The organism is Cryobacterium sp. CG_9.6 (assembly GCF_029893365.1).
Taxonomy (GTDB): domain Bacteria; phylum Actinomycetota; class Actinomycetes; order Actinomycetales; family Microbacteriaceae; genus Cryobacterium.
In genome coordinates, this window is sequence record NZ_JARXUZ010000001.1 from 1,140,509 (window position 1) to 1,164,686 (window position 24,178).

The 24,178-nt window shown below is 61.6% G+C and carries 22 protein-coding genes, 1 tRNA gene and 1 pseudogene; 14 read left to right on the forward strand and 10 right to left on the reverse strand.

Annotation, left to right across the window (positions count from 1 at the left end; genetic code table 11):
• Positions 1 to 778 precede the first annotated feature (778 nt).
• Positions 779 to 1,585, reverse strand: a complete 807-nt coding sequence (locus H4V99_RS05170; protein ID WP_280676131.1) for a hypothetical protein — start codon at positions 1,583 to 1,585, stop codon at positions 779 to 781.
• 769 nt (positions 1,586 to 2,354) lie between these two features.
• Between H4V99_RS05170 and H4V99_RS05175 the strand changes: the two genes are divergently transcribed.
• From H4V99_RS05175 to H4V99_RS05200, 6 genes are all read left to right on the forward strand, one after another.
• Positions 2,355 to 5,456, forward strand: a complete 3,102-nt coding sequence (locus H4V99_RS05175) for a hypothetical protein (protein ID WP_280676133.1) — start codon at positions 2,355 to 2,357, stop codon at positions 5,454 to 5,456.
• A gap of 243 nt (positions 5,457 to 5,699) precedes the next feature.
• A complete protein-coding gene (locus H4V99_RS05180; RefSeq protein WP_280676135.1) occupies positions 5,700 to 6,446 on the forward strand; it encodes a sigma-70 family RNA polymerase sigma factor in 747 nt (248 codons plus the stop codon).
• 86 nt (positions 6,447 to 6,532) lie between these two features.
• Positions 6,533 to 6,856 (forward strand): hypothetical protein, encoded by a 324-nt coding sequence (locus tag H4V99_RS05185; protein WP_280676137.1) that lies wholly within the window; start codon positions 6,533 to 6,535, stop codon positions 6,854 to 6,856.
• 3 nt (positions 6,857 to 6,859) lie between these two features.
• A complete protein-coding gene (locus tag H4V99_RS05190; RefSeq protein ID WP_280676139.1) occupies positions 6,860 to 7,048 on the forward strand; it encodes a hypothetical protein in 189 nt (62 codons plus the stop codon).
• 65 nt (positions 7,049 to 7,113) lie between these two features.
• Positions 7,114 to 7,518, forward strand: coding sequence for a hypothetical protein (locus H4V99_RS05195; protein WP_280676141.1), 405 nt, complete (start codon positions 7,114 to 7,116; stop codon positions 7,516 to 7,518).
• Between the two features lie 64 nt (positions 7,519 to 7,582).
• Positions 7,583 to 8,395, forward strand: a complete 813-nt coding sequence (locus tag H4V99_RS05200; RefSeq protein WP_280676143.1) for a metallophosphoesterase — start codon at positions 7,583 to 7,585, stop codon at positions 8,393 to 8,395.
• On the opposite strand, the gene H4V99_RS05205 is transcribed toward H4V99_RS05200, so the two are convergent.
• From H4V99_RS05205 to H4V99_RS05215, 3 genes are all read right to left on the reverse strand, one after another.
• Entirely contained in the window at positions 8,392 to 8,559 is a 168-nt protein-coding gene (locus H4V99_RS05205) for a hypothetical protein (RefSeq protein ID WP_280676145.1), read from the reverse strand. The two genes, H4V99_RS05200 and H4V99_RS05205, sit on opposite strands and share 4 nt — an antisense overlap.
• Before the next feature lie 139 nt (positions 8,560 to 8,698).
• Positions 8,699 to 9,286, reverse strand: a complete 588-nt coding sequence (locus H4V99_RS05210) for a hypothetical protein (protein ID WP_280676146.1) — start codon at positions 9,284 to 9,286, stop codon at positions 8,699 to 8,701.
• Positions 9,283 to 9,543, reverse strand: coding sequence for a hypothetical protein (locus H4V99_RS05215; RefSeq protein WP_280676148.1), 261 nt, complete (start codon positions 9,541 to 9,543; stop codon positions 9,283 to 9,285). Before H4V99_RS05215 ends, H4V99_RS05210 begins: the two co-directional genes overlap by 4 nt.
• A 9-nt stretch (positions 9,544 to 9,552) precedes the next feature.
• Between H4V99_RS05215 and H4V99_RS05220 the strand changes: the two genes are divergently transcribed.
• Positions 9,553 to 10,074, forward strand: a complete 522-nt coding sequence (locus H4V99_RS05220; RefSeq protein WP_280676150.1) for a hypothetical protein — start codon at positions 9,553 to 9,555, stop codon at positions 10,072 to 10,074.
• 279 nt (positions 10,075 to 10,353) lie between these two features.
• Positions 10,354 to 10,459: transfer RNA gene (locus H4V99_RS05225), tRNA-Leu, on the forward strand.
• A 321-nt stretch (positions 10,460 to 10,780) separates the two neighbouring features.
• Here the strand turns inward: H4V99_RS05225 and H4V99_RS05230 are convergent.
• Complete coding sequence (locus H4V99_RS05230) at positions 10,781 to 11,209, reverse strand: VOC family protein (RefSeq protein WP_280676152.1); 429 nt, start codon at positions 11,207 to 11,209, stop codon at positions 10,781 to 10,783.
• A 268-nt stretch (positions 11,210 to 11,477) separates the two neighbouring features.
• Between H4V99_RS05230 and H4V99_RS05235 the strand changes: the two genes are divergently transcribed.
• The 5 genes and pseudogenes from H4V99_RS05235 (at position 11,478) to H4V99_RS05255 (ending at position 17,109) form a co-directional block, all read left to right on the forward strand.
• Positions 11,478 to 12,983 (forward strand): APC family permease, encoded by a 1,506-nt coding sequence (locus H4V99_RS05235; RefSeq protein WP_280676154.1) that lies wholly within the window; start codon positions 11,478 to 11,480, stop codon positions 12,981 to 12,983.
• Between the two features lie 171 nt (positions 12,984 to 13,154).
• Entirely contained in the window at positions 13,155 to 13,871 is a 717-nt protein-coding gene (locus tag H4V99_RS05240; RefSeq protein ID WP_280676155.1) for a hypothetical protein, read from the forward strand.
• Positions 13,817 to 14,714, forward strand: a pseudogene (locus H4V99_RS05245) (IS5 family transposase). The gene H4V99_RS05240 and the pseudogene H4V99_RS05245 overlap by 55 nt, the downstream one beginning before the upstream one ends.
• Positions 14,715 to 14,838: 124 nt before the next feature.
• Positions 14,839 to 16,326, forward strand: coding sequence for an EAL domain-containing protein (locus H4V99_RS05250; protein WP_280676158.1), 1,488 nt, complete (start codon positions 14,839 to 14,841; stop codon positions 16,324 to 16,326).
• 57 nt (positions 16,327 to 16,383) lie between these two features.
• Positions 16,384 to 17,109, forward strand: a complete 726-nt coding sequence (locus H4V99_RS05255) for a lipoate--protein ligase family protein (protein WP_280676160.1) — start codon at positions 16,384 to 16,386, stop codon at positions 17,107 to 17,109.
• Positions 17,110 to 17,151: 42 nt separating this feature from the next.
• Here the strand turns inward: H4V99_RS05255 and H4V99_RS05260 are convergent, their stop codons facing one another.
• The 5 genes from H4V99_RS05260 to H4V99_RS05280 form a co-directional block, all read right to left on the reverse strand.
• Positions 17,152 to 18,174 (reverse strand): LacI family DNA-binding transcriptional regulator, encoded by a 1,023-nt coding sequence (locus tag H4V99_RS05260; protein WP_280676161.1) that lies wholly within the window; start codon positions 18,172 to 18,174, stop codon positions 17,152 to 17,154.
• Positions 18,175 to 18,208: 34 nt separating this feature from the next.
• Positions 18,209 to 19,630 carry a GH1 family beta-glucosidase gene (locus H4V99_RS05265; RefSeq protein ID WP_280676163.1) on the reverse strand — a complete coding sequence of 474 codons (1,422 nt, stop codon included), beginning with the start codon at positions 19,628 to 19,630 and terminating at the stop codon, positions 18,209 to 18,211.
• Positions 19,631 to 19,677: 47 nt separating this feature from the next.
• The gene (locus H4V99_RS05270) at positions 19,678 to 20,520 is read right to left on the reverse strand and encodes a carbohydrate ABC transporter permease (RefSeq protein ID WP_280676165.1); all 843 of its coding nucleotides are present in this window, start codon (positions 20,518 to 20,520) and stop codon (positions 19,678 to 19,680) included.
• Entirely contained in the window at positions 20,517 to 21,503 is a 987-nt protein-coding gene (locus H4V99_RS05275) for a sugar ABC transporter permease (protein ID WP_280676167.1), read from the reverse strand. The genes H4V99_RS05270 and H4V99_RS05275 overlap by 4 nt, the downstream gene beginning before the upstream one ends.
• Positions 21,504 to 21,620: 117 nt before the next feature.
• Positions 21,621 to 22,910 carry an ABC transporter substrate-binding protein gene (locus H4V99_RS05280; RefSeq protein WP_280676169.1) on the reverse strand — a complete coding sequence of 430 codons (1,290 nt, stop codon included), beginning with the start codon at positions 22,908 to 22,910 and terminating at the stop codon, positions 21,621 to 21,623.
• An 80-nt stretch (positions 22,911 to 22,990) separates the two neighbouring features.
• Here H4V99_RS05280 and H4V99_RS05285 point away from each other — a divergent pair, with 80 nt between their 5' ends.
• Complete coding sequence (locus tag H4V99_RS05285) at positions 22,991 to 23,695, forward strand: NAD(P)-binding domain-containing protein (RefSeq protein ID WP_280679962.1); 705 nt, start codon at positions 22,991 to 22,993, stop codon at positions 23,693 to 23,695.
• The last annotated feature ends 483 nt before the right edge of the window (positions 23,696 to 24,178 follow it).

The window sequence follows — 24,178 nt, forward strand, 5'->3', positions numbered from 1 at the left end:
CGATAGTGAAGCCGGTCGCGTCTTCCTCCGCTGAGATTTGGCGAACAATGGCCAGGACCGAGATGTTGGGGTTGCCGATGTGGCCTTCGAGGTTGGCTCGCGACTTGGGGTCTAGAGTGTCCAGGTATCGCTGGAGTTTGCCGACTGTTCCCGGGGCACTCGCAATATGTTCGTACATTAGTCCTCCTCAGAACATCAACTGCGGTGGGCTCATGGAGCGTGTTGATGCAGCGTGCCATAACGATGCGTTGAAGCCTGGGAAAGTTGCCTTCCGAACGAAATGTTCATTGAAAAATCTCGTGCCGCGCATGGTCACACGATCGGGGCGAGTGCGGCACGAGAAACGGCCGGAATAGAAACGGAAACGGTGCCCGTACTCCCTCTCTGTTTCAGTGCAAGCACGGCCGGGCGAACGTGCATACCACTATTCGCTCTAAAGCCAGCGCTCTAGCCTCGACCCGATGCGCCAAACCGATAGCGTCGGACGAGGGTGTGCCGCGCCGACGAGGTAGACCTCCGCATCACCGCATCGGGGTGGACCGATCTCGTTTCGGGACGCAGCGAATACCGGGTGGACATACCCTGATTCACCACGTGGCAAACGTGCATAGTGGAAGCCACATAGCGGTGATCGCTGTCAAACAGGTCCCTCGTCAGAGCCCCAACTCGTTGCGTGGTGATGCCATCCCTGGCTGCACGGGCATGCTAGGCGATCCGTCGTGAGCATCGTGCTCGGGTCGCCGCGCGGTGGTCAGTGGGGCGCCAGGCCGACCCGCATTCATGACGGTTTGGCCATGCCGATTATTGCCACACCGACGGTTACGTTATTGCCGGTCAAGTGTGCGCGTAGGAGCGGGTTCCCGTTGCGGATCTTTGTCAGAACATGGCCTACTGCTTTTGACATATTCGGAATCGTCGTTCCTCTAGAACCAGCGATTTCCTTCAGTCCCTTTGGTGTGCCACCGTCCAGTCCAAAACGGTCAATTACTAAGGTTCTCTGTCTTGTCGTCAGGTCGGCCAACGCTTCGGCTATCGCCGCCCTGAGCTCAGATCGCTCAGCCAGTTCCTCGGGCCCTTCGGCGTGGCTTGGCACCAGATCGTCAAGGGTGCGCCCGTCACCTTCGCCGATCGGCGTGCTCAGCGAGGCTGGGCGAGAAATTGTATGGCAGGTGTGTGCTGCCGTCCGACGCTGCTTTTGCGTGAGCTGATCGAGAGGCATGCCGGCGAGTGCCACGCGTTCGCCGGCAGTCGCGCGCTTTGCGATCAAGAAGGCGCCGAGCGGCACGCCCGAGGTCAAATCGTAGCTGCCCATGGCTTCGAGGCTGCGGACGTAGGCCTCGGCGGCGCGGTCTTCGGAAGCCTGGCGTGATGGTGACGTCGCAATTGCGCGCTTTCGGATCCAGGGAGCGTAGGCCGCGAGTAGGGCGGCGCGGGCGTTAACGGCCGACCTGTGCTCGTCGTCTGTGGCGGTGGAACGCAAGCCGTGACCCATTCGGATGATCAGCCGGGCATGCTCATCTGCAGAGATTATTACCCCGTATGGCGCAGGTGGAATTATGCGATTCGTCGATGTTTCCAGGGTCACGATGGGCCTCCAAGTTGAGAAGCCGAGATCGGCTCGATGACTAGGTGGTGCTTGTTCGACCGAAAGTTGACGTGGCCACAAACTCTCCACCGCAAAGAGGGTGGACCGGTTAAGCCAAGGCCTTGGGATAGCTGGGACGGCACTGGGACAGGACTTGGGACAGCGTCAATTTCCCTGAATCACTGGCCTGTAACGCTGTATTTACTTACTTATCACTTGGGACAAGAGATATTACCTACCCCTTATAGGAGCTAGAGGGCTAGGGGATCTCAGAGAAGGCACTATGTATTTCTCCACAGCTGTCCCGCTGTCCCAACCTCCGGCATCCCAGTGATTCAGCCGATTTTGAGTGACCAGGTGCGTGTCCCGCCCCGGACGCCGGCCGGCTTCTAAATGTTTCTCGTGTTCCACGTCAGTTTTCGGTCTCCGCAGCACCACCTAGCCCTCGTAGCCGGTAGGCGCCCCGGTAAGACGGGCAATGTATTGGTCCTTGGGGGTCACAATGAACGAAATTATTCTCAACAAAGCGCAGTGGTTGGAGCAGCACGCGGCGGTCTGGGGCCGCCACACATGGGCTGAGGGCACGCTCATGAGCATCAACTCCCAGCCCGGCGGGCCGGACAAGACGACCCGCGGACTGTTCAAAACGGTCGGATACGTGCCCGTCAATGATGCTGAGGCAGCGTGGGCGATGATCGATCGCGACGCTGGCCGAGGCCACAACACCTGGATGAGCGTCGGTGGGCTTGATGCTTCGCTTCGGGGCAGGGTGGGCCGTGGCAAGCGTTCGGATGTTGTCGGTCTTCCGGCAGTCATCGTTGACATTGATTTCCGCTCCGGCGTCCACGCTGTCGGCGACCGCAATCCACTGGAGGAGGACGCTAAGCGATGGATCGCTGCAGCACCGCGGCCGACAGTGATTCTTCATTCCGGTGGCGGCTTCCACCTGTACTACGTGCTGGATGAGTTTGCTGACCCGGACTCGCAAAACACGGTCGGGCTTCTGGCTCGTCACAAGGCGTTCTGGACGCAACTTGCCGAAGCTGACGGCTTGAGTATCGATAAGGCTGTTCTGGCTGACCCGGCCCGCATTCTCCGCCCTGCAGGAACGTGGAACAGCAATCAAGGAGCCCCGGCCAAATTGTTGTCGACCGACGGGCCGACCTACACAGTGAAGGACCTAACCGCCGCCTACCCCGACGTGCCGGTAGAGGTGTCTCGTCGCGCCCGCGCCGCTTCGGAGCCGCGCATCCGTGCTGCATCAAGGTCAAGCCCTCAGTCTGGTGAGCGTGTCGGTGACCGTTTCGCTATAGCCGTGCCGGCCGACCAGTTTCTGATTGAGGTGCTCGGAGGTGAGGAGCGGGCCCAAGACGGTTTCTCCCTTCCTGGTCCCGACGGCGAATTGTCACCTTATGACACCGCCCGTGCCTACCGAGATACAGGCGAGCCGACAAAAGTCACTATCTTCGACACCTGTGTCCAGGATGTGTTCGGTTTAGATAGCAACGAACACAGCTGGACGTCGTTCCATCTCCTCGCGGCATGCCTGGGCTCCGGTGATGACGGCTTCCGAGCTGCCGCCCGCCTTGCTGGCCGCCATGAGCAGGCCGGAACCTGGCCCGCCAACTTCTTCGAAACGATCCGCGCCGCGATGCTCGGCTCGATGGCTGACGCTTTCGGTATCGAGCAGGATGCGCCCGACGGATATTTTTACTTCGATCAGCAGCCGCCGGGCGGCGATGGCCTGCTGGAGTATCTGCCGCCGGCTGATGTCGTTGTGGTCGCGGAAATGCCGCGCGTGATCTACCCGGATACGGATGCTGGCAACGACAGCGCACTCGCCGCGCTGCTCGCAACTACACCCGCCCTGAAAGCTACGACAGTGTTGCCGGCTACGAGACACGAGGTTGCTGTCGTGGCCCAGACCATTGCTTCGGCACTTGAGACCAAGACCCCCGGCCGGTTCCCGCTCGATGGTGGGATGGTCGCCTATGTTTGGACGCCTTCGAAGGAGGGTATGCCGAAAAGGCACGGCGTGTACAAAATCACCCGTGTTCAGGATGCTTCCGGCAAAGTCACCTGGCCGGAGGAGCAGTTGACTTCGTGGGTCGCGTTCAAGAGTTTCGAGATTTTGCAGCTATCGGTGGATCCTGACGGCGTCGAGGTTGTGGTGACCGAGCCGAAGGTTTCCGTAACGATGGCGACGTCGACCGGGCGGACTAAAACCATGCCCGGCTTCACTCTTGCTCAGGCGCACGATCCAAAAATAGTCGTCGACGCGTTGAATATGGGCGTGAGTCTGCCGATTTCAGCTACTGCCAAGGGGCACGTGGGCAACAGCTTGCGCACGCTCGGCGCCGATGACCAGGGGACGGAGACGATTGGGCAGTACGGCACGCTCGGGTGGTTGAAAGCGCCCGAAACCGGCGAGTGGGTCTATCTGAGCCCCGCCGGATCGGTCTCGGCGAGTGGACCGGCACCGGAATTTACCGTCGGTGCCCCGCCTCGGTCGGAGGATGGAGCACTCACCCCAATGCAGCGGTCAATCGGATGGCCTGAGATCCCGCAGGACGCCTCAGCTATTCGCCAAGCTGCGGAAGCAGTGCCAGCGTTTCTCGCAATCACGCCCGACAACCCGGCCGCATTCGCCATCCTCGGCCTGATGTTTGCGGCGCCACTTGCGCTTGGCTCCCGCTGCACCGTGTTTCTTGCGGCGCTTCCCGGATCGGGAAAATCAAACCTGACCGCGGCCGGGCAGGCCTTTCTAACAGGTGATGCGTTCGGCTCCTCATGGACCGGCGGCGATATCGGATCCGCCACGGTGAAGGGAGCTGCGATCAGCGCTCGGTGGGCGCGGCACGGGGTCAGCTTCTGGGACGACTACCGGGTGCCGAAGGACGACATGGGCAAGGCAGCGCAAATGCGCGGAGTCGTGACGACGGTGCTGCAGGCAGCGTACGGTGGCACCGACTCCGGCATGAAATCCACTGTTGACGGCGGGCTGCTCCAGGTCCGGGTCGGTGAGACATCGTCCATTATGACGGGCGAAGCGTTGCCTGAGGAGGAGGGAATCTTGTCCCGGGCTATCTCTGTTGAAATCGCCGTTGGTGATATCAAACTGATGCCCCTGGGCACGAGCCCGCTCGACGTGTTCCGGCTACAGCAGGCCGCCTCGGCACGCTTTATCTACGGTGCTTACATCCAGTGGCTCGCGGCCCGCGTCGCGCGTGCGGGCAGCCTGAAGGTGTTCAGGGAAGAAAATGCGAAGGCCCGCTTAGAGCTGACACCGTCATCCGGACGCAGCGCACAGACCGCATCGGTTCTCGCGATCGGATGGGCAATATTCAAGGAATTTGCCGTCGAGAACGGCTTCGATGACATTTTGCCCGGTGAAGACTCCGTGACAGAAATCGTCGAGACGCTGTCCGGTGCGAATGCGGAGCTGGTTCGCGAATCAAACCCCGCCGTGTCGATTATTCGCGCAGCGCGCGACATGGTCGCCGCCAGCTCGGGGCACATCGAACTCCACAACGGCACCACGCCGCTTCGTGATCAAGCGATGACCCTCGGATGGGTCCGTGGGCACACGAATAACTTCGGAGAGCACCTGGTCGAGCCCACCCGTTTCACGATCGGCACGCTCACTAAAGACGGACGGTGGGTTGTCCTCAAGAGCAACGCTGTCGCCGAGATCAAGAAGCGAATCGGTCTTGGTGGTCTCCCCGCCGGGCAGCTGAACGCAGGGTTTGCGTCCCTCGTCATGGCAGGGTCCGAGCCCGGTGGGCGATCCCCACGTGAGCTGGGTCTGAATCGGTCGCGCGGCTACGCGCTCCCTGCCGCTCTCTTCGACCTGGGTAGCGACATCTCCTAACCCGCACCGCACCGAAAGCCCGAATCGCCAGCCGAACAGCTGCCGCGGTTCGGGCTTTTTGTCGTTAACAGGCTGATCCGGGAAACCTGCCTGCCAATTTCTCGATTTGCCTCTTGTCTCCTCCGCTTTCGCCGCATGTCTCTCTGTTGGACGCCCTCCCGGGCGTCGCGACCGGCTCTCCAACGCCGCCGCACACATATACGGCAGGCCCGCTCCTCGGGCCCCGCAGCCCAGAGAGACAAAATGACGAAAAACACCGCTATTACCACGCGCACTGCTCGGCCTACGGACCTCAGTCGGGATATTCAGGTCGCATTGCACGTAAGAATCCTGAAGAACGCAGCGGCTATCGCCGGCGGGCAGGCATACCCCGGTCGCGACAGCGCGGCCGCATTCGAGCTGGCAGCCTACGCGCGAGCGAAAGTAAACATCCTGATGTGGCGCTTCCGCCAGTACAACTTCGGCGAGCACCAACTAGAAGAAATGGTCGAAGAAGGACTGCTCGGTGCGCACACCGCCGCCATTCACTTCAACCCAGCCGCTGGGTCGAGCTTCATCGCTTACGCCGAAAAATACATTCTCGCCGCGCTCGTCGCCTACACGGCGGAAAATGCCTACGCCGTGGCTGTAGAAGTCGGCGCCTTCAAAGGGCGCGAGGGGAAGGCGCACCTGCATGAACTCGGCCTCGGTTGGGCCGACACACCCTCATTCCAGGACCCAATCGGGTCGGGTGCTGACGCAGGCGAGCTTGGCGATTTTGAAGTCGACTGGCGCAATGACGACATGAGATTCGACGAATCCGATGAGCTGCGTTCAGTAGTTCGGGGACTGACGCAGCCACAGCAGCAGCTCGTCCATTTGATGTTTACGGAGGATTTGACGAACGGGCAGGTTGCGGAGCATATGGGTATCACGCCTGCCGGCGTTTCCAAGCTCAAAGCCCGGACGTTCGCCGCCATCAAAGCAGCATTCGCGCAACTGCAGGAATGAATCGCACGGCGCCCGTCAACTTTCTCCTGATTGAGCACCACCTAATACTCAGGAAGAACCTCTTCCACTCATTCAAGGAGCAGGACATGACGCCAGCAGTTACTCTCGACGACATCGAAATGGATGTGTATGACCGCACGCGGAAAGGAAGGACCGCCACGCTTCGGCTCACCTATACAGCGTCATCGATGTCGCTATCCGTTGACGGAAGCCCTCTTGCGTTTGAAGCTTCAATCTCGGTACTTAGCCCCGACTTCGCCGATGAGCTTGCTTCTGTGTTTCGCCTCAATGGCTATCCGACAGCGTCCGGCGGAGTTGACCAGACGACGTGGGACTTTGAAAGGGAACCCCGTCGACATGTCCAGACCGAGATCCAACATTATGACACTGACCCGACGGGGGATTTCTAACGAATGCCAGAACTCGAAATTCCACCCGCCGATTCAGATCTCGGCCTCACCGCTATCCAGATCTCCGAGCTTCACGACGGCTGGGAGGCCGGCGCCCCTTACCGGGCGAGTGCGGCCCTGGGCGGTTCCGGTGAGCGGCAGTACGCTGCGCAGCTCGCTGGTGTTGGCTGGTACCGGCCGGTGGACGCATGAGCGCCTCGGCGGATTTTTCAAGCACGAACACAAACTTTCAGCACGACCAAACAGACGGAAACACCATGACCGCAACACTTACGAACCCGCTCACCCTGACCGAAACGATGATCGTCGAGCTTCGCGCTGCTTTCTTTGCCAAGGGGCGCGCCAAACTCACCGCAACATTCTCCGACCTTGCACGCCACGCCTCCGGCCGCAGCTGGATCAACAACCAGTCCACGGTGACGCTTAGCAGTGGAGCCAAAAGCCTTAAGCAGGTCTCAATCGCCCACCTACACGCTCGGCCGGCGGGCGGCTATGGCGATGATCATGTCTACGACCGGCCTAGTGCGGCTGCATGGGATTTTGAACTCAACATTCACATCCGCATCGAGGACCTGCTGAGGGTTCAGCTCCGTGATCTCGGGCTGGACATCTGCGGCTCGGAAACGGATGCGGACGGCAACCTGAACATAACCGTCTTCTAACCAAATAGTAAGTCGGCCAGAATATCTGGCCGGCTTTTTGGCGTGTGCCGCGCATGATGTTGGTATGGATACCGAAAACGATCTGACCCGTATCAATGATGCGGTTGGCGATTCGATCGTTGCGATCGCCGGGGACTGGCATTCGAACACCGGCTGGATCCAGGTCGCAATCCCATTCCTACGCCGAGCCGGTGTGCGCACGATCTATCACGTGGGCGATCTGGGATTCTGGGGAGAGCCGGAAGGCACAATGCTCAGGGGCAGCCTTGAGTACTGGCTGGCCGCAGCTGACATCAACCTGTTCTGTACACCCGGCAACCACGAGAATTGGGCTGCGCTAGACGAGCTTTTTGCGGAAGGTCCCGGCCAGCCGATCAGACTAGAACTTCATCTGTGGATGCTACCGAGGGGGTACAGGTGGACGCATGCCGGCCGGAGTTTCGTTGCGCTGGGAGGTGCGCCCTCTGTCGACGTGCACTACCGATCGCCAATGAAGACGTGGTGGCCGACCGAAATCATCACCGAAGCTGACGTCGACCGAGTTGGCGCCGGCGGTCCCGCTGAGATCATGATCACGCATGACGCTCCGACGAAAGGAACGGAAGCGGTCCGCCGCATTCGGGAGGACGCGGCGTTCCCGTACGGCGACGAGATCCGAGAGTACGCGCGTATCGGTGAGCGTCGCCTTGACCGAGCGTTCGCCAGCGTTCGTCCCGACTTGCTGTTCCACGGCCACTTCCACGTCCAAGATTCCGTGACGTTGCCTAGTGGGCAGCGTGTGGTCTCCTTGGATTGCGAGAACAGCGCCGGAAATCTGGCTCTCCTGGATTTGAAAACTCTGTCCGTCACATTGCTCGGAAACCCTCGCAAGCGCTAGTTCTCCTCGTACTTCGCCCAGATTTCGGCCGCCGCGCTCTCTTCACTGAGCTCACCAGTGAGAATCCTCCTGCAGCGGTCGATCGCGTCGTCGTCGTCAATCGGATGCCCGATAGCTCGCATGCATGCCACCAGCTGACCTAGCTCGTACTCGACGTCTTTCATGGTCACACCTCCTGATCTCAAGCATCATGCGCGGCGGCCGGTGAGCTGGTCGAATCGCACAACAAGGCCCGGCAACCCACACACGGTTGCCGGGCTTTGTTGTGCATCCCGGTGTTCGGCTCGAACACCAACTTGGATGCTATTTGCTGCGGCGGCGGTCGCGCGCACGCCACTCGATACGAAAAACCTCGGTGGTCGAGAAGCCGATGTCTTCTTTCAGCTCGATCCTGGCGTTCCAGGCGAGAGTACCCCGGTGACCGCGATGAAATATGAAGTCACCGTCGACGTCGTGCATCCGGCAGTCGCCCTCATACCCGGAACCGAGCCCGTTGATCAACCGACCGTGTGCCGCTCGGCAGCTTGTTTCGCCTATAAGCAAAACCACCTTTTCACTGTGCGTGTAAACCTCATAGCGACCGGGTGGGCTGGCCCTGGTAACCGGGCCGTCAATCCAGAGCTCTACCGATTCGATATGACTGACGACGCCGAGGTCGACACGGACGTAGGTGTTACTGACCTCAGTAACCAGGATCCACCGTTCATCGACGACCACACGCCGCATTCCGCCGACCCACTGCCCAGCCCAGGCAGGCAACGGATGCACCTGCGGTTCTGGCCAGGCACGGATCATCCGACCGGGCATGATCTGCACGCGAAACGTTCGGTCGGCTTGCACTATGTACTCACCAACCCGCGACCCGCCCCAGATGACTGATTCCTCGATCATTTTGAGTAACCGAGCCTGGCGTCTAAGTGCAGCACCGGATCGCTGAGGACTGTGCCGCCAACAAAACCAGTCCCGTCTGCGTACTGCACGATTGCCGGGCTGCCGACCTCGAATCGGACGCCGGCCGAGGTCGCATACGGATCTGTCTCCGGAATGCTCGTCATCGACCGCCCGTTCTCACGGTGGACGGCATGCATGATGATTCCGCGCGTGGTTTGCACCGAGTAGAGATCCAATTCGCTTCCGTCATGTTCCATACTCCTAACATGCGCGGCAACGTTGCCGCGCATGTGGTTGGTATGACCCTCACTCCGACCTACGATCCGCTCCTGCACCTCGAAGCCGAGTTTGACCTCGAACTCCACGAGCAGGTCTCCGTCACGCCGCGCGAGCCGGAGCTGTGGTGGGAGGGGTGGGAGACTCAGCCGCGGCTGCCTGTGTGGTCTGTTGCTTTTGCCATGGATCTTTTTGCGTGCATCGACGAGCCGAGCGGATTTCCTTTCGTGGTGATCGGTGATGCTCGCGGACCCAGGTGGATGCAGGCTTGGGGTTCTGCGGCCGGGCTCATGGTTGAGCTTGGCGGCGCCGCGGCTGACAGCAATGCCATGGGGGTGATGGGCCGGCCGGGTGGTGGCCGTAGCTATGTGAGTCTCATCGGCACCGAACATAATGTCGAGTTGCGCGAACATCAGGTTTTGCTGGTAGCTGATGCTCAGGCCATATTCAGTGCCTACATACTCGGTGGGGTATTTCCAGAAGGCTATGAGCTGGAATTTGTGACCTACTAGGCTGCACCATTACCGCCGCCACACTCTTAGGATCAATCCTGGGGAACGCGTGGCGGTTTCTTTATGCCCGAAGGGATCTAGTTGCGCCAAAATATCGAACGTGCTAGGGCGGTGGGTGCCGCAGGTGCGCTCAGGATCGTTTCTGAGCAACAGATCATCTTCATAACAGATGGTAGCGGGTCGCCGAGCTTAGTGAGTTACTCACCGCATGGTCACGCGAATGCCCCATTCAAAGCGGGGGCTCACCGGGACACTGGTTCCATATTTGATACGGCGAAGGCAGCTAAATAGCTGGTGAAACTGTAAATCGGGACGTTCCGGGACACTCACGAAAAAGGGACTCTAGCACAGTGGGTTCCCGGTTCAAGTCCGGGGGGGTGCACCAAATAGGTCTTATGGCCAAGGATCCAGTCTTCGATTTCCTGACGTGAACCCACGTCAAAGTAATGAATTCATCGGTTACTCACCGAGGGCATCATGGCCGCGCTCGACTCGGTACTTTGCGGCGGACTCGGGGCTGACTTCTTTCTCCAGAGGCGTTCCCCATATGCGGCGAAGTGCATGCGGGTAATTTGCTCTAGGTCTTCGAGGTCATCCTGCTCGCGAATCTGTCGCCAGCTGCGCCAGAGGTTCGCCGGCGACTGATCTCCGCGGTCGTCACCGTAACGCGAGCTGGCTGCCGCCGTCGCCCACCCGCTGGGCCGGTTCAAGGAACCGACTGTGACTCTTCACGCTGGCGCGTGGCGCGAACATCGGACGACACGGTCTGCGAGACGCACAGAATATTGCCCTCCGAGTCTGTGAACCACGCCGCACGTTCATCGTTCATCGTCGCGATGCCATCTTCGGTTTTCAATCCGGGAAAATCGTATTCCTGGAACGTGACGCCACGACCGCGCAGGACCGCGACCTCAGCGTCGATGTCGTCGGCGACGAATCCGATCGCGGTGTTGGCCGCGGTGCCAGCATTATCGGTTTCATAGATCAGTATTACGGCGCCATTTGGGGTGTGGTACCGCAGCCCCTCTGCGCGCTCCTCATCGGGCTCCATGCCGAGCACTTCCTTGTAGAAGCGCCGCGCACGGGCCAGATCACGCGCGGGAAGTACCGAATAGGTTTCTAATTGGCTTAACATGAGCTTTCCCTTTCTGCACCCAATGTGCATTTTTCAAGAAGTACTTTACTCCTCTCCCTCGGCCGCGGCGAGGTGCGAGGTGCAAGTTGCGAGATGCGTCAATGGCAGAGGGCCGGCGGGTCTTCAGCTATGGCGACGAAGATTTCTCGATAGTGAAGTTCAACCGCTGGCTGTCTGGGCCCCGGCCCGATCGGCGTGAAAACGCGGTTCGGGCTTTTGCTTTTCCTCTGAGCTCACTCCGGCGCCGGTCACGAGGGGACTCCGTGAGATGAGAGACTCAGATAAAACCAGCACCGGGCGTGCATCAGTGTTGACGCAGGTCGAAACAAACGAGGATTTCATTAATATCAAGCAGCACCACACGCCGTCACTGCTCAAAGTTCTCGGAAATAGAGATGCCCTTGCCCTCGGTTTTGGGGCCATGATCGGCTTCGGCTGGGTTGTGCTCACCGGCGGATGGATCAACGACGCCGGCACGATGGGTGCCGTCACGGCCATGATCGCCGGCGGCATCATCATGGGCATCGTCGGCCTCACCTATGCGGAATTGACCGCCGCCATGCCCAAAGCGGGCGGTGAACACAACTTTCTGCTGCGGGCCATGGGGCCGCGCTGGTCGTTCGTGGGATCGTGGGCGATCACCGGTGGCTACGTCACGATCGTGGCGTTCGAGGCGGTTGCCCTGCCGCGCACGGCCGGGTATCTCTTTCCCAACCTGAGCCAGATTCCACTCTGGCAAATAGCTGGTGAGCAGGTGTATTTAACCTGGGCCTTGGTCGGAGCTATCGCGGCTGTGGTGATCACGGGAATCAATATCCGTGGGGTGAAGCTGGCCGGGGTTGTGCAGACCTTCGTCGTACTCTTTCTGCTCATCATTGGAGCCATGCTCGTATTTGGGGCCTTCACCGGCGGTTCGACGGTCAATATGCAGCCGTTCTTCACCGGAGGCATGGGCGGCTTCTTCGCCGTTCTGGTGGTCGTGCCGTTCCTGTTTGTGGGCTTCGACGTTATTCCTCAGTCCGCCGAAGAGGTCAACGTGGCACCGCGCCAGATCGGCAAGCTGGTTGTTATCGCTGTGGTTCTGGCCACCATCTGGTACGTCATGATCGTGCTCACCACGTCGTCGTCCATGTCCGCTGCGGCCATCGGGCAGGCCGATATCGCCACAGCGGATGCCATGGGTGCCCTCTTCGGTAGTGATGTCATGGCCAAGGTGCTTATTGCCGGTGGCATTGCGGGAATTCTCACCTCATGGAACTCACTGCTACTCGGTGCCTCGCGTCTCATGTACTCGATGGCGCGTTCCGGCATGCTGCCGGCCTGGTTTGGCACGCTGCACCCCACGTTCCGTACTCCCATCAATGCGCTCTATTTCATCGGCGCACTGTCTTTCCTTGCCCCGTTCTTCGGCACGCAGATGCTGGGCTGGCTCGTGGATTCCGGTGCCCCGAGCATCGTCATTGCCTACATCTTGGTGGCCGTCGCATTTCTGGTGCTTCGCCGTCGGGAGCCCACAATGGACCGCCCCCTGCGCATCGGCGGCACGGGCAACGGTGGAATCGTCATCGGTGTCGCGGCAGCCTCTCTCTGCCTCGCCCTGCTCAGCCTCTACCTGCCCGGCATGCCGGCTGGCCTGTCACTCGAGCCCTGGGTCTTGTTTGGTCTGTGGTGGGTTGGTGGCCTCTTCTTCTACCTGCGCATCCCGGCGGGCATCAAGCCCGGCCACGATTCCGAGGAGCGCCTGCTCGAGAGCCTCGCCGCGCGTCGCTCGTAGCCTCTTTAAGGCCCGATCAGCGTGCAAACGCGGTTCGGGCCTTTTTTGTGGGCTGAGACCGTGGCTTGTTACTCGTTTGTGCTCCGCAGTCGTGTAGTTTGTAGCTTGAACCCGGGGGCAAACATGAACACGCGCAGACGCCGGGTTATCGCTGTATCTCAGCCACGAAAAATGGGCTGGTTGATCGGGGCCATGTGGGCCTTTCTCGTCGCCTACACGGTCGTTCTTCTTCTTCCAGATCAGGCCTCCGCCCGTGCGGCGGAAGGTTGGCTGTACACGATCACGGATTGGCTACCCGTTGCAGTGTGCGGCGTGGCTGTATTCCGAACCCGAGGACGACACCTCGCTGTTCTCCTGGCCACGGCAGCCGTCACATCTTTTGCGTTGGGTGACTCCTACTACCTGCTCGCCATGACAGCAGGTGGAGAGCTGCCATTCCCCTCGGCAGCCGATGCGGGCTACCTTTTGTTCTATGTGCTGATCGTTGCGGCTGTTGTCACGGTTATTTACCGGGAGATCCGCACGCTGGCACGGCACGTTCTGCTGGACGGGTGGGTTGGCGCTTTCGGTGCAGCCACGTTCTTGGCGGTGGTGCTGAACCCCACCCTGAACTCGGCCATCGGGGAACCAATATCGCTCGGCACAGCCATCAGCGTCGCCTATCCTCTGTTCGACCTCATACTTGTTGCTATTGTGGCCGGCCTCGCGACGGTTCTGGGAGTTCGTCTCGGGCGTGGCTGGGCTCCGCTTGTTGGCGCCTTCGTGGCTTTTGCGGCCGCAGACGTTAGGGCGTGTCTCTTAATGCTGCCGGGCCTGTCTGACAGACTTAATCCATGTCTCGTGCTGCCGTGTTGTCTGACAGTGAGTGGGCTCGCCTCGAGCCGTTGATGCCGTCGTCGAAGAATTGCCCGGGTCGTCCATTCCAAGACCACCGCCGCATTCTGGAAGGCATCATCTATCGGTATCGGGCGGGAATTCCCTGGCGAGATCTGCCGGAATCGTTCGGTCCGTGGCAGACCGTCTGGAAACGCCACCGACGTTTCAGTGGCGACGGTACGTGGGACGCCATTATGACCCGGCTACTCTCGCAGGCTGACGCTGCTGGACTGATTGATTGGGAGGTGTCCGTGGACTCCACGGTCAACCGCGCCCACCAGCACGGCACCAATCTCCCGCGCACCACAGGGGGAACTTCAGAACTACACGAATCTGCTCACCGAGCCTGCTGACCACGCAATTGGCCGGTCACGCGGCGGATTGACGACGAAGATTCACGCGTTGTGCGACGCGAATCTTCGACCGTTGGTAATTCTGCTGGGACCGGGGCAGGGCGGTGACTCACCGATGTTCCCCGAAGTCTTAGGGAGCCTGCGAGTGCCTCGGCTCGCCGGGGGTCGGCCCCGCACGACGCCGGATCGAGCGATGGGTGACAAAGCGTATTCGTCCAAAGCCAATCGGAAGATGCTCCGGGACCGCGGCATTCAAGCCGTGATCCCGGAACGATCGAACCAGGTCGCCAACCGGAAACGACGTGGCCAAGCCGGCGGCCGCCCTCCCACTTTTGACAAGGTGTCCTACAAACGCCGCAACGTCATCGAGCGGTGTTTCGAGGCACTCAAGCAGTGGCGTGGCATCGCCACCCGCTACGACAAGCTCGCCCTCACCTACCGCGGCGGGGTTGTCCTTAGAGCCATAATCATCTGGGCCAAGGCGTTGGGAGACACGCCCTAGCTACGCCCTGCTGATAACGCCCGGCTACTGGTCAGATGGCACGCTGCTGGAGACCGTGTGGTCGCTCGGACTCGCCCTCATAGCGATGTGGGTTTATGGAATGGGCCGCCAAACACAGCGCCCTGTGGTCGGAGCCGTAGCCACGGGCGCACTCACGGTGTTGATCTCATCGATGTTTGCGGCTTTGGGAACCCTCTTCCTGGCTATTTACTCGCAGGTATCGATGCTGGCCGTCGTTTTGGCGGGTGTCACACTGGTCATCGCCGGTGTTCGCACCCAACTAGCGTTCCGGCGACTCGTGAAGCTGGCTGACATACGTCACATCGCTCATACCGACGACCTCACCGGATTGCCCAACCGACGAGCGCTCTACGCCGATGTTCCCGCGCGGCTCGTAAAGCGCGTAAACGGTCCGAGCGCGCTGCTGCTGCTCGACCTCGACGGGTTCAAGGAGGTCAATGACAGCCTCGGTCACGATGCGGGCGACCTGCTCCTCATTGAGGTGGGAGCTCGTTTGGCGGCGAACCTGCGCGACGAAGACCTGCTCACGAGGCTCGGCGGCGACGAATTCGCCATCTTCCTGAACGATGCTGACCGTGACGATGCCATCGCCGTGGCTGTGAAATTACGCGCGGCCCTGGCCCAATCCTTCCCAGTAGAGGGAATATCGCTGCATTCCAGCGCCAGTGTGGGTATTGCCGTTTTCCCCGAGCAGGGACACGATTTGAAGGCTCTCATGCGCAGGGCTGACATGGCCATGTACCGCGCCAAAGCATCGCGGAGCGGCCACCACGTGTTCGTTGCGGAAGACGACAGTCATGGCGAAGACCGGCTCCGGTCGTTGGAGGAGCTGCATGTTGCCATTGCCAACGACCAGCTTCTGCTGCATTATCAACCGAAGATCAGCATGGTCACCAATGAGGTCCATGGTGTTGAGGCACTCGTTCGATGGAAACATCCCGTGCGCGGCCTGCTCTATCCGGTGTCGTTCCTCGCCCTGGCCGAAGAGGCGGGACTCATGGGGAAGCTCACCGACGTGGTGCTCCGGCTCGCGCTTGATCAGGCAGTTGTGTGGCAGCAGCGGGGCCTCTTCCTGACCGTTGCCGTGAACCTCTCGGCCAGTTCACTGGTTGACCTTGACCTGCCGGAACGGGTGGGCGCGATGATTGCGGCCCGAGGACTGGCATCCTCTACCCTCATGGTGGAGATCACCGAAGATTTCTTGATGTCTGATCGTGCCCGGGCCAAAGACATTTTGACCAGATTGCGGGCCGGCGGGGTTCGTGTGTCCGTCGACGACTTTGGCACCGGCTACAGCTCGCTGGCCTATCTTCGTGAACTTCCACTCGACGAACTCAAGCTCGACCGATCGTTTGTTTTACCCATGCTCGAGGATTCCCGTGCCTCCGCGCTGGTTGCGTCCACCATCGAGCTTGCTCACAGTCTTGGGCTCACCATGGTGGCCGAGGGCGTGGAAAACGCCAAGGCCTTCGAAGAACTGGCTCGATTCGGCTGCGATCAGGCCCAGGGTTTCCATATGTCGAAGCCCGTGCCGGCTGAGCAGCTCGACCTCTGGCTCCGTCAGCGGGGGGCAGATGTGCTGGCTGAGTAACCAGCTCGGTCCGTCCGCGGGTCGTTGCCCGGGACATCCGCTCGAGAATGGCACAGTGTGAATGATGTCGATTCCAGCGCGGTGAACTCGACGCCCATCGTGATGCGGGGGCGGGTGGGCACCACGGCGCAGCAGGACATTGACGAGACGCTTCGGCTGCTGCGCGAGATGCAGGTGAGCCCGCGCCCCGTGGCGACGCTGCGGGCGTATGCGCCGCTTCCCACCGTGGCGTTCAGCAGGCGCGAGTCACTTCTGCCCGGATTCGCTGAGGCCGAGATCTGCGCGCGGAATCACGGATATGCACCCGTGATTCGCCTCGCCGGCGGCCGAGCCGTGGCCTATGACACCGCCTGTGTCGTCATCGACCTGCTCACGCCGGCGAGCGCTCGTCTCGAACACACCCGAGCATTCGAAGTTGCCGCGGCCTGTTTTCGAGACACCCTGCGCGACCTGGGAGTGGATGCCCGCGTGGGCGCCGTTCCGGGCGAATACTGTGCCGGAGATCACAGCGTCAACGCCCGCGGCACGGTGAAGCTGGTGGGAATCGCGCAGCGCGTGGTGCGCGGGGCACGACTCGTGACGGCATCCATCGTGCTGGATCAGGCCGAACCACTGCGCGAGGTTGTCAACGACGTCTACGCAATTATGGGTTTGGACTGGGACCCGGCCACCTTTGGATCCGTCGCCGCCGAGGGTGTGCCCGGGTCGGTCGCCGCACTGACCGATGCCCTCGTGCAGGGCTTAGCGACCGTGCATACGGACTGGGCGCTGCCGCTCGACTGAGCGCCCTGGCAGCGGATGCCTACGCACGCGTGACCCGTGCGCTTAGGCGGAGTCCCGCAGCACCAAACGCGTGGGCATGATGGTGCGGTGTGGGAGGCCGTCCTGCCCGGCGAGCCGGCGGAGCAAAATGTCCGCCATGGCAAAGCCCATGTCTTCTGAGGGCTGGCTCACCGTGGTCATCTGAACGGCGCCGGAGGTGGCGGCCGGGCTGTCGTCGAACGAGACAACGGCAATATCGCCGGGCACCGACCGTGCGAGTTGCCGCAGCACATCCAGAGCACCGGTGGCCATCAGATCGCTGGCCACAAAGAGTCCGTCAAGGTCGGGGCACCGCTCCAGCAGCCTCCGGGTGGCTGCGGCGGCACCGGCGGCCGTGAAATCGGCGTGCTCCACGGCATCCGTTGGAAGGTGGGCACGCTCAAGAGTGCGAAGAAAGCCGCTCAGTCTGTCGATAGCGGCGGGCATGTCGGCCGGGCCGGTGATCGAGCCGATGCGGCGTCGCCCGATGTCGATCAGGTGCTGGGTGCCCGTTTCGGCACCGGCGGCGTTGTCCACGTCGACGAAGTAGGTGTTCTCGTCGCTCGCTGGCTGACCACCGAAGACAACCGGCATGGTGGTCTCGAGCTCGGCCACGAACTCGTCGCCGGTGTGGTGCGAGATGACGAGGGCCCCGTCCACGATGCCCGAGCGCAGGTAGCGCATGGTCTTGTGACGGGGGTCGCTCGATGCCACGAGCAGGTTGAGCGTGTAGTCGCTCTCCTCGAGGCGTCGGGTAATGCCCTGCACGATGGCGGCGAAGTACGGGTCGCCGAAGAAGCGCGTCATGTCTTCGGGCACCACGAGCGCCACGGCGTGGGTCTGCTGGCTGGCGAGGGAGCGCGCCGCCCGATTCGGGACGTAGTTCAGCTGCGCGATAGCCGCCTGAACGCCCTCGATGATGTGCGGACGAACCTTGGGCGACCCATTCACCACACGGCTCACCGTGGCACGGGAAACCCCGGCCACCTCGGCCACCATCTCCAGGGTGGGCTGCGCAGGACGGGTCTGGCGCACACCTATGTTCATCTCGTCATTATATTCCGCACTCGCTGCTGGAGATTTAGCCACGGGGGAGGGCGCGGGAGCGAATCACGCTGGCGTAGGCCGCGCCGCTGTCCTTCACGGTGCGTTCCTGAGTGTCATAGTCGACCCGCACAATGCCAAAGCGCTTCTCGTAGCCCCACGCCCACTCGTAGTTGTCCATCAGTGACCAGTAGAAATAGCCTTTGACCGGCGCGCCGTCGTCGATCGCGTCGAGGACCGCACCCAGATGGCTCGTCAGAAAGTCGGTGCGTTCCGGGTCGTGCACGCGGCCGTCGGGGGTCACGACATCGTCGTAGGCCGCGCCGTTTTCGGTCACGTACAGGCTCGTTCCGGCGCTCGCGGCATAGTCGGTGTTCACGCGGGTGAGCAGCTCCCGCAGCCCGTCGGGCTGAACCTCCCACTGCATGGCAGTGAGGGGGAGTCCCTGAGGGTGGTGAAAGACGCCGTCGGCTGCGGGAAACGGTGAACCGGTTGGTCGGTTGGTCGGAGCCTGAGCCAGTAGCGGATGCGCCGCCGGCTGATCGCTGACCAGCTCGCCGTGGTAATAATTCACGCCGAGGGAATCGATCCGCTGACTGATCTGGGCCAGGTCGCCATCCTTGATGTGATCCTCCAAGCCGAGGCCAGCCACGTCGGCGAGCAGGTCGCTCGGGTAGCTTCCGCGAAAGATAGGGTCCAGGAAGAAGCGGTTGAACTGACCGTCCAGGCGGCGGGCGGCATCGCGATCACCCGCGCTGTCGACATCCACTGGCTTGGCAACGGTGAGGTTGAGGGTGATGCCCAGCTCAAGATCTGCATCGCGGGCGCGCAGTGCTTCGGTGGCGAGTCCATGACCAAGCAGCAGATGGTGCCCCGCAGCCAGACCATCGCGCTTGCTCTGTCGGCCCGGTGCGTGCACGCCGGCCGTGTAGCTGAGGAAGGACGAGCACCACGGTTCGTTGAGTGTGGTCCACACACCCACGCGATCGCCGAGGGCGTCGTGCACGTTGAGGGCATAGTCCCGAAACCGCAACGCGGTGTCCCGATTGGTCCAGCCGCCCGTGTCTTCGAGCGCCTGCGGAAGATCCCAGTGGTACAGCGTGAGCCAGGGTTTGATGTCGGCACCGAGCAGCTCGTCCACGAGGCGGGAGTAGAAGTCGAGGCCTTTCGGGTTGACCGGGCCGCCGTCTGGTTGCACCCGCGACCAGGATGTGGAGAAGCGGTAGGTCTGCAGGCCCAGGTCTTTCATGAGAGCAACGTCGCTCCGGTACCGGTGGTAGTGGTCGCAGGCGGTGTCGCCGTTGTCGGCGTTGATGACCGCGCCGGGAACCCGGCTGAACGTGTCCCAGATTGAGTCGGTACGCCCATCCTCGTGAGCGGCCCCTTCAATCTGGTACGCGGCAGTTGCCGCGCCAAAGAGGAAGTCTGCGGGGAAGGCGCGTGAATCCGTGGATGTCATGGTGATATTTCTTTCGGTGGAGGAGGAGAGGGAGTGGGAGTGCGGGGTCATCCCTTGACCGCGCCCTGCATGATTCCGGCCACCAGTTGCCGACCGAGAACAACGAAGACCAGAATGAGCGGAATGATCGAGAGCACGACGCCGGCGAGGACGAGAGAGTAGTCAACATAAAAGGCGGCCTGCAGTTGTTGCAGCGCCACGGGCAGTGTGGGGTTTCCCGGGCCGAGCACGATGAACGGCCAGAAGAAGTTGGTCCAGGTGCCAATGAACGTGAACAGCGCCAGCATGGCCGCGGCCGGGCGAGCGGCGGGCAGACCAACATGCCAGAAACTGCCCAGCATGGACGCACCATCCATGCGTACGGCTTCGATCAGCTCGTCGGGGAGGGCATCCCGCAGATACTGGGTCATCCAGAACACGCCAAAAGCCGTCACCATGGCGGGAGCGATGACCGCCCAGAGGCTGCCCGTCCATCCGAGCTTCGCCATGATGATGAAGAGCGGCACGATGCCCAGCTGGGTGGGAACGGCCATCGTGGCAATCACGAAGATGAGCAGTCCCTCCCGCCCACGAAACTTGAGCTTGGCGAAGGCGTAGCCGGCCAGCGTTGAGAAGAACACGACGCTGAGCGACACCGACGTGGAGACGATGATGCTGTTTCCGAGGGCCTTCCAGAAGGGGATGCTGTCGATGACGGTGGCGGCGTTGGCAATAAAATTTCCGCCGGGAATCCACATCACACCGTTTTGGTTCAGTGCGGTGGCGTCCTGGCTGCCGATCAGAAACGACCACCAGATCGGAAACGCCGAGCCCAGCAGCACGGCGATCAGAATGCCGTAGACCCAGATTCCCGGACGTCGGTCGTGGCCGCCGATGATGGTCTTTCTCATGAGACGCCTTTCGCGCGGATGCGCAGCTTGCGGTCGGCCGAACCCGCGATGCGCCGGGTGATCAAAAAGTTGACGACCGCGATCAGGATGATGATCAAAAAGAGCAGCCATGCCACAGCGGATGCCCGTCCAAAGTTGCGCTGACCCCAGCCGAGCTCGTAGATGTAGAGCGTGAGCGTTTGCCACTGACGATTCGCGCCGCCCTGGCCTGCCTGATCGAACATGCGTGCCTCATCGAAGATCTGCAGCCCGCCGATCGTCGAGGTCAAAATGACAAAGATAATGATCGGGCGCAGCAGCGGCACGGTGATGGACCAGAACGTGCGCAGTCGATTCGCACCGTCGATGATGGCCGCTTCGTAGTAGTCGCGGGGAACCGCCTGCATGGCGGCCAGAAAAATGAGGGCGTTGTAACCGGTCCAGCGAAAATTCACCATGGTGGCAATTGCGATGTGGCTCGGAAGCACATCCACGTGCCACCGAATCGGCTCCAGTCCGAGGCTCATGATTCCGCTATTGATGAGGCCATACCGGTCACCAAAGAGGTCGTTGAAGATGAGCGCAACCGCTACGGGCGCCACCACGTAGGGAAGCAGAACGCCCATGCGCCAGAACGTTTTGCCGCGCAAATTGAAGTCAAGTACGGCGGCGATGGCGATCGCCGCCACAACTTGCGGAACGCTGGAGAGCAGAAAAATGCTGAAGGTGTTCCGCAGTGACGTCCAGAAGTAGGGCTGCGCAAGAACGGTTGCAAAGTTCTCCAGACCCACGAAATCACCCTGGCCGCCGATGAGATTCCAGTCGTGCACCGACACCCACGCCGTGTAGAGCAACGGGAAGAGCCCCACAATCCCGAAGAGAATGAAGAATGGGGAGACATACAGGTAGGGCGAGAAGCGCACGTCCCAGCGGCTGAGCTTATGGCTGAGAGCAATACGACGGATGCTGCGGGCATTCAGCTCGACAGCGGCTGCGGTGGTCATGGCTATCCCTTGTGTGTTCGCTGGTCGAGCCGCATCAGGTCGCAGACTCGTTCACGGGGGGTGGTCTCAGGCTGCCGAGAACGGATGCCCGGCAGCCTGAGATCTGGTGGTGACTCGTTAGCCGAGAGCGTTCACGTCGGCGACCCACTGGTCCCAGGACTCGTCGGCGGTCATCGTGCCATCCTCGACCCGGGTGAGCGCCTGCTGCATCGCATCGTTGATCGGGAAGTAGCTCGTGCCCTTGAACGGCGTGACATCAACGGCAGCAGCACGGTTGGCCAGGATCTGACCCGTGGGAGCGTTGTTGAAGAATTCATTCGTCGCTCCCAGCAGCTCATCGCTCGAGAGCGCATCGACTTGGCTGGGGAAAGTGCCCTTGGAGGCGAATGCCTTGAGCTGCTGCTCCGGCGCGGTCAGCCAGGCAGCCAGCTTCGTGGCTTCGACCTGGTTCTTGGACTGGGTGGGAACGGTCAGGTACGAACCGCCCCAGTTGCCGCCGCCGCCGGGGAACGTGTCGGCGATGTCCCAGCCGGTCACGCCGGCTGCGTTACCGGAGATCACGCCGAGCATCCAACCGGGGCAGAGCATGGTGGCGAAGCCATCGTTCTGGAAGCTGGCTGTCCAGTCATCACTCCACTGGCTCAGGTGTGCCGACAGGGTGCTGCTGGCATCGAGAACGCTGGTGTAGGCCGCTTTGACCTCCGGGTTCTCGGTGGCGATGACGGTGCCGTCTTTTTCTTCGTAGGGGTTGGGCATCTGGTTGACGACGCCCTGCCAGGTGGCTCCGGCCGAGTCGAACCACGGCACGTTCGTGCCGGCAGCAGCGAACTTCTCGCCGGCGGCGTAGTAGCTCTCCCAGCTGGTGCCGAGGAGTTTCGCCACTTCAGCACGGTCCGTGGGCAAGCCGGCGGCCGCGAAGAGGTCGGAGCGGTAGCACACGCCCTCGGGGCCGATGTCAGTGCCGTACGCGATGAGGCGGCCATCGGCATCCGTTGCTGCTTCGGACTTCCAATCGAGCCAGCGGTCGGCAACGTCGTCCGAGGACAGGTCGACGAACTGGTCCGAGTACTGCAGGAGCTCGGGGAGCCAGTCCACTTCGATGGCTTCGACGTCGCTGAGACCGCTCCCGGCGGCGAGGCGTGTGGTGAGGTTGTCGCGGGCCTCGTTTGTGGTGGCCGCTTTTTTGTGGGTGATGGTGACGTTCGGGTTGGCGGTCTCGTACTCGGCGAAGAGGTCGTCGTAGCCGAACTCGTTGAATGTGGCGACTGTTAGTTTGACGTTCTCGTCGGTCGACTGCTCGGAGCCGGAGCCGGAGCCGGCGTCGGCGGAACAGCCGGACAGAATCAGTGCGAAGGATGCTGCTCCGGCGACTGTTAGTGCAAGTGTGCTGCGTGGGAAACGCTTCACGGTCACTCCCTTGTGTGCGTGCGAATAGGAACTTCCCAGGAGCGCACTCTCGGTGCTGTGAGAGCGCTCTCAGGACGATGATGTTTACGCTATGGGCCGCATGGTTTCTTGTCAAGAGAGCGCTCTCATTTTGTTCGGAACGAGGGTGGCGCCACGCCGCGGGGAACATTCCGAGCACCCGCATCGTTACGGCAACCATGACAACTATTGGATTTATCGGTTCAGGAAACATTGGCAGCCAGGTTGCGCGCAAGGCTGTGGAGAACGGTTATGACGTTGTGGTGAGCAACTCTCGTGGCCCGGAAACCCTCGCAGATCTGGTGGCCGAGCTCGGCCCGCGTGCCCGCGCCGCAACGGCAACCGAGGCGGCTGGTGCCGGAGACGTGGTGGTCGTATCGATTCCGTTCAACGCCCTCGCCGCGGTGCCGGTGGAGCCCCTCGCCGGAAAGATCGTGCTGGACACCAACAACTATTACTGGGAGCGCGACGGCCGCATCAGCGACCTTGACGAGGGCAACACCACGGTGACGGGCTACCTGCAGGCGCACCTGCCCGAGTCCCGCGCGGCCGGAACCCCGGGCCGTCGCGCCCTGGTCACGGCGTCCGACCACACGGATGCCGCCGCCTTCGTCACGAAGCTCTACGACGAGTTCGGCTACGACACGGTCAATGCCGGACCGCTCGCGGAGAGCTGGCGCATTGAGCGTGACCGTCCGGCCTATGGCGTTGCAGCCGATGTCGCTGGCACCACGGAGGCTCTCTCCCGGGCTCAGCGCACGCTCTAGCCCGCCGATCGGCCTGGCCCGGCGGCCAGTTGCCAACCTGGGCCCCTTGGCTGCTCGCGAAGGGGCCCTTTGTGGTATTTCGCCTGCGGCGCGCAGGCGTGCCAAGCTGCCAAGTGCCAACCTGGGCCCCTTGGACGCTCGCTGGCAACATCTGCTGTCTGTGTCCCTGCAGGCGCCGAGCTGCCAACGCTGGCCCCTTGGTGGCTGGCGAAGGGGCTCTTCTTGGCAGCTGAGTGGCAACATCTGCTCTCTGCGGCCTCTTTCGCGCCCAGCTGCTAACAAGTCCCCCATAGGGTCTCACCAAGGGGCCTTACTGGGCAGCTCAGTTGTGGAACATCTGCTCTCGAGGGAGTGGTTGGGTGCCCCGCTACCAATTCTGATTCCTCGAGGGTGTGCAGAGTAGTAATTTCTGGCAAGGCAGCGACGGCAGACGCTCTCGCAGGGGTTCCTTGCGCTGAGTTGCCACGAATGGCCCTCTGACGG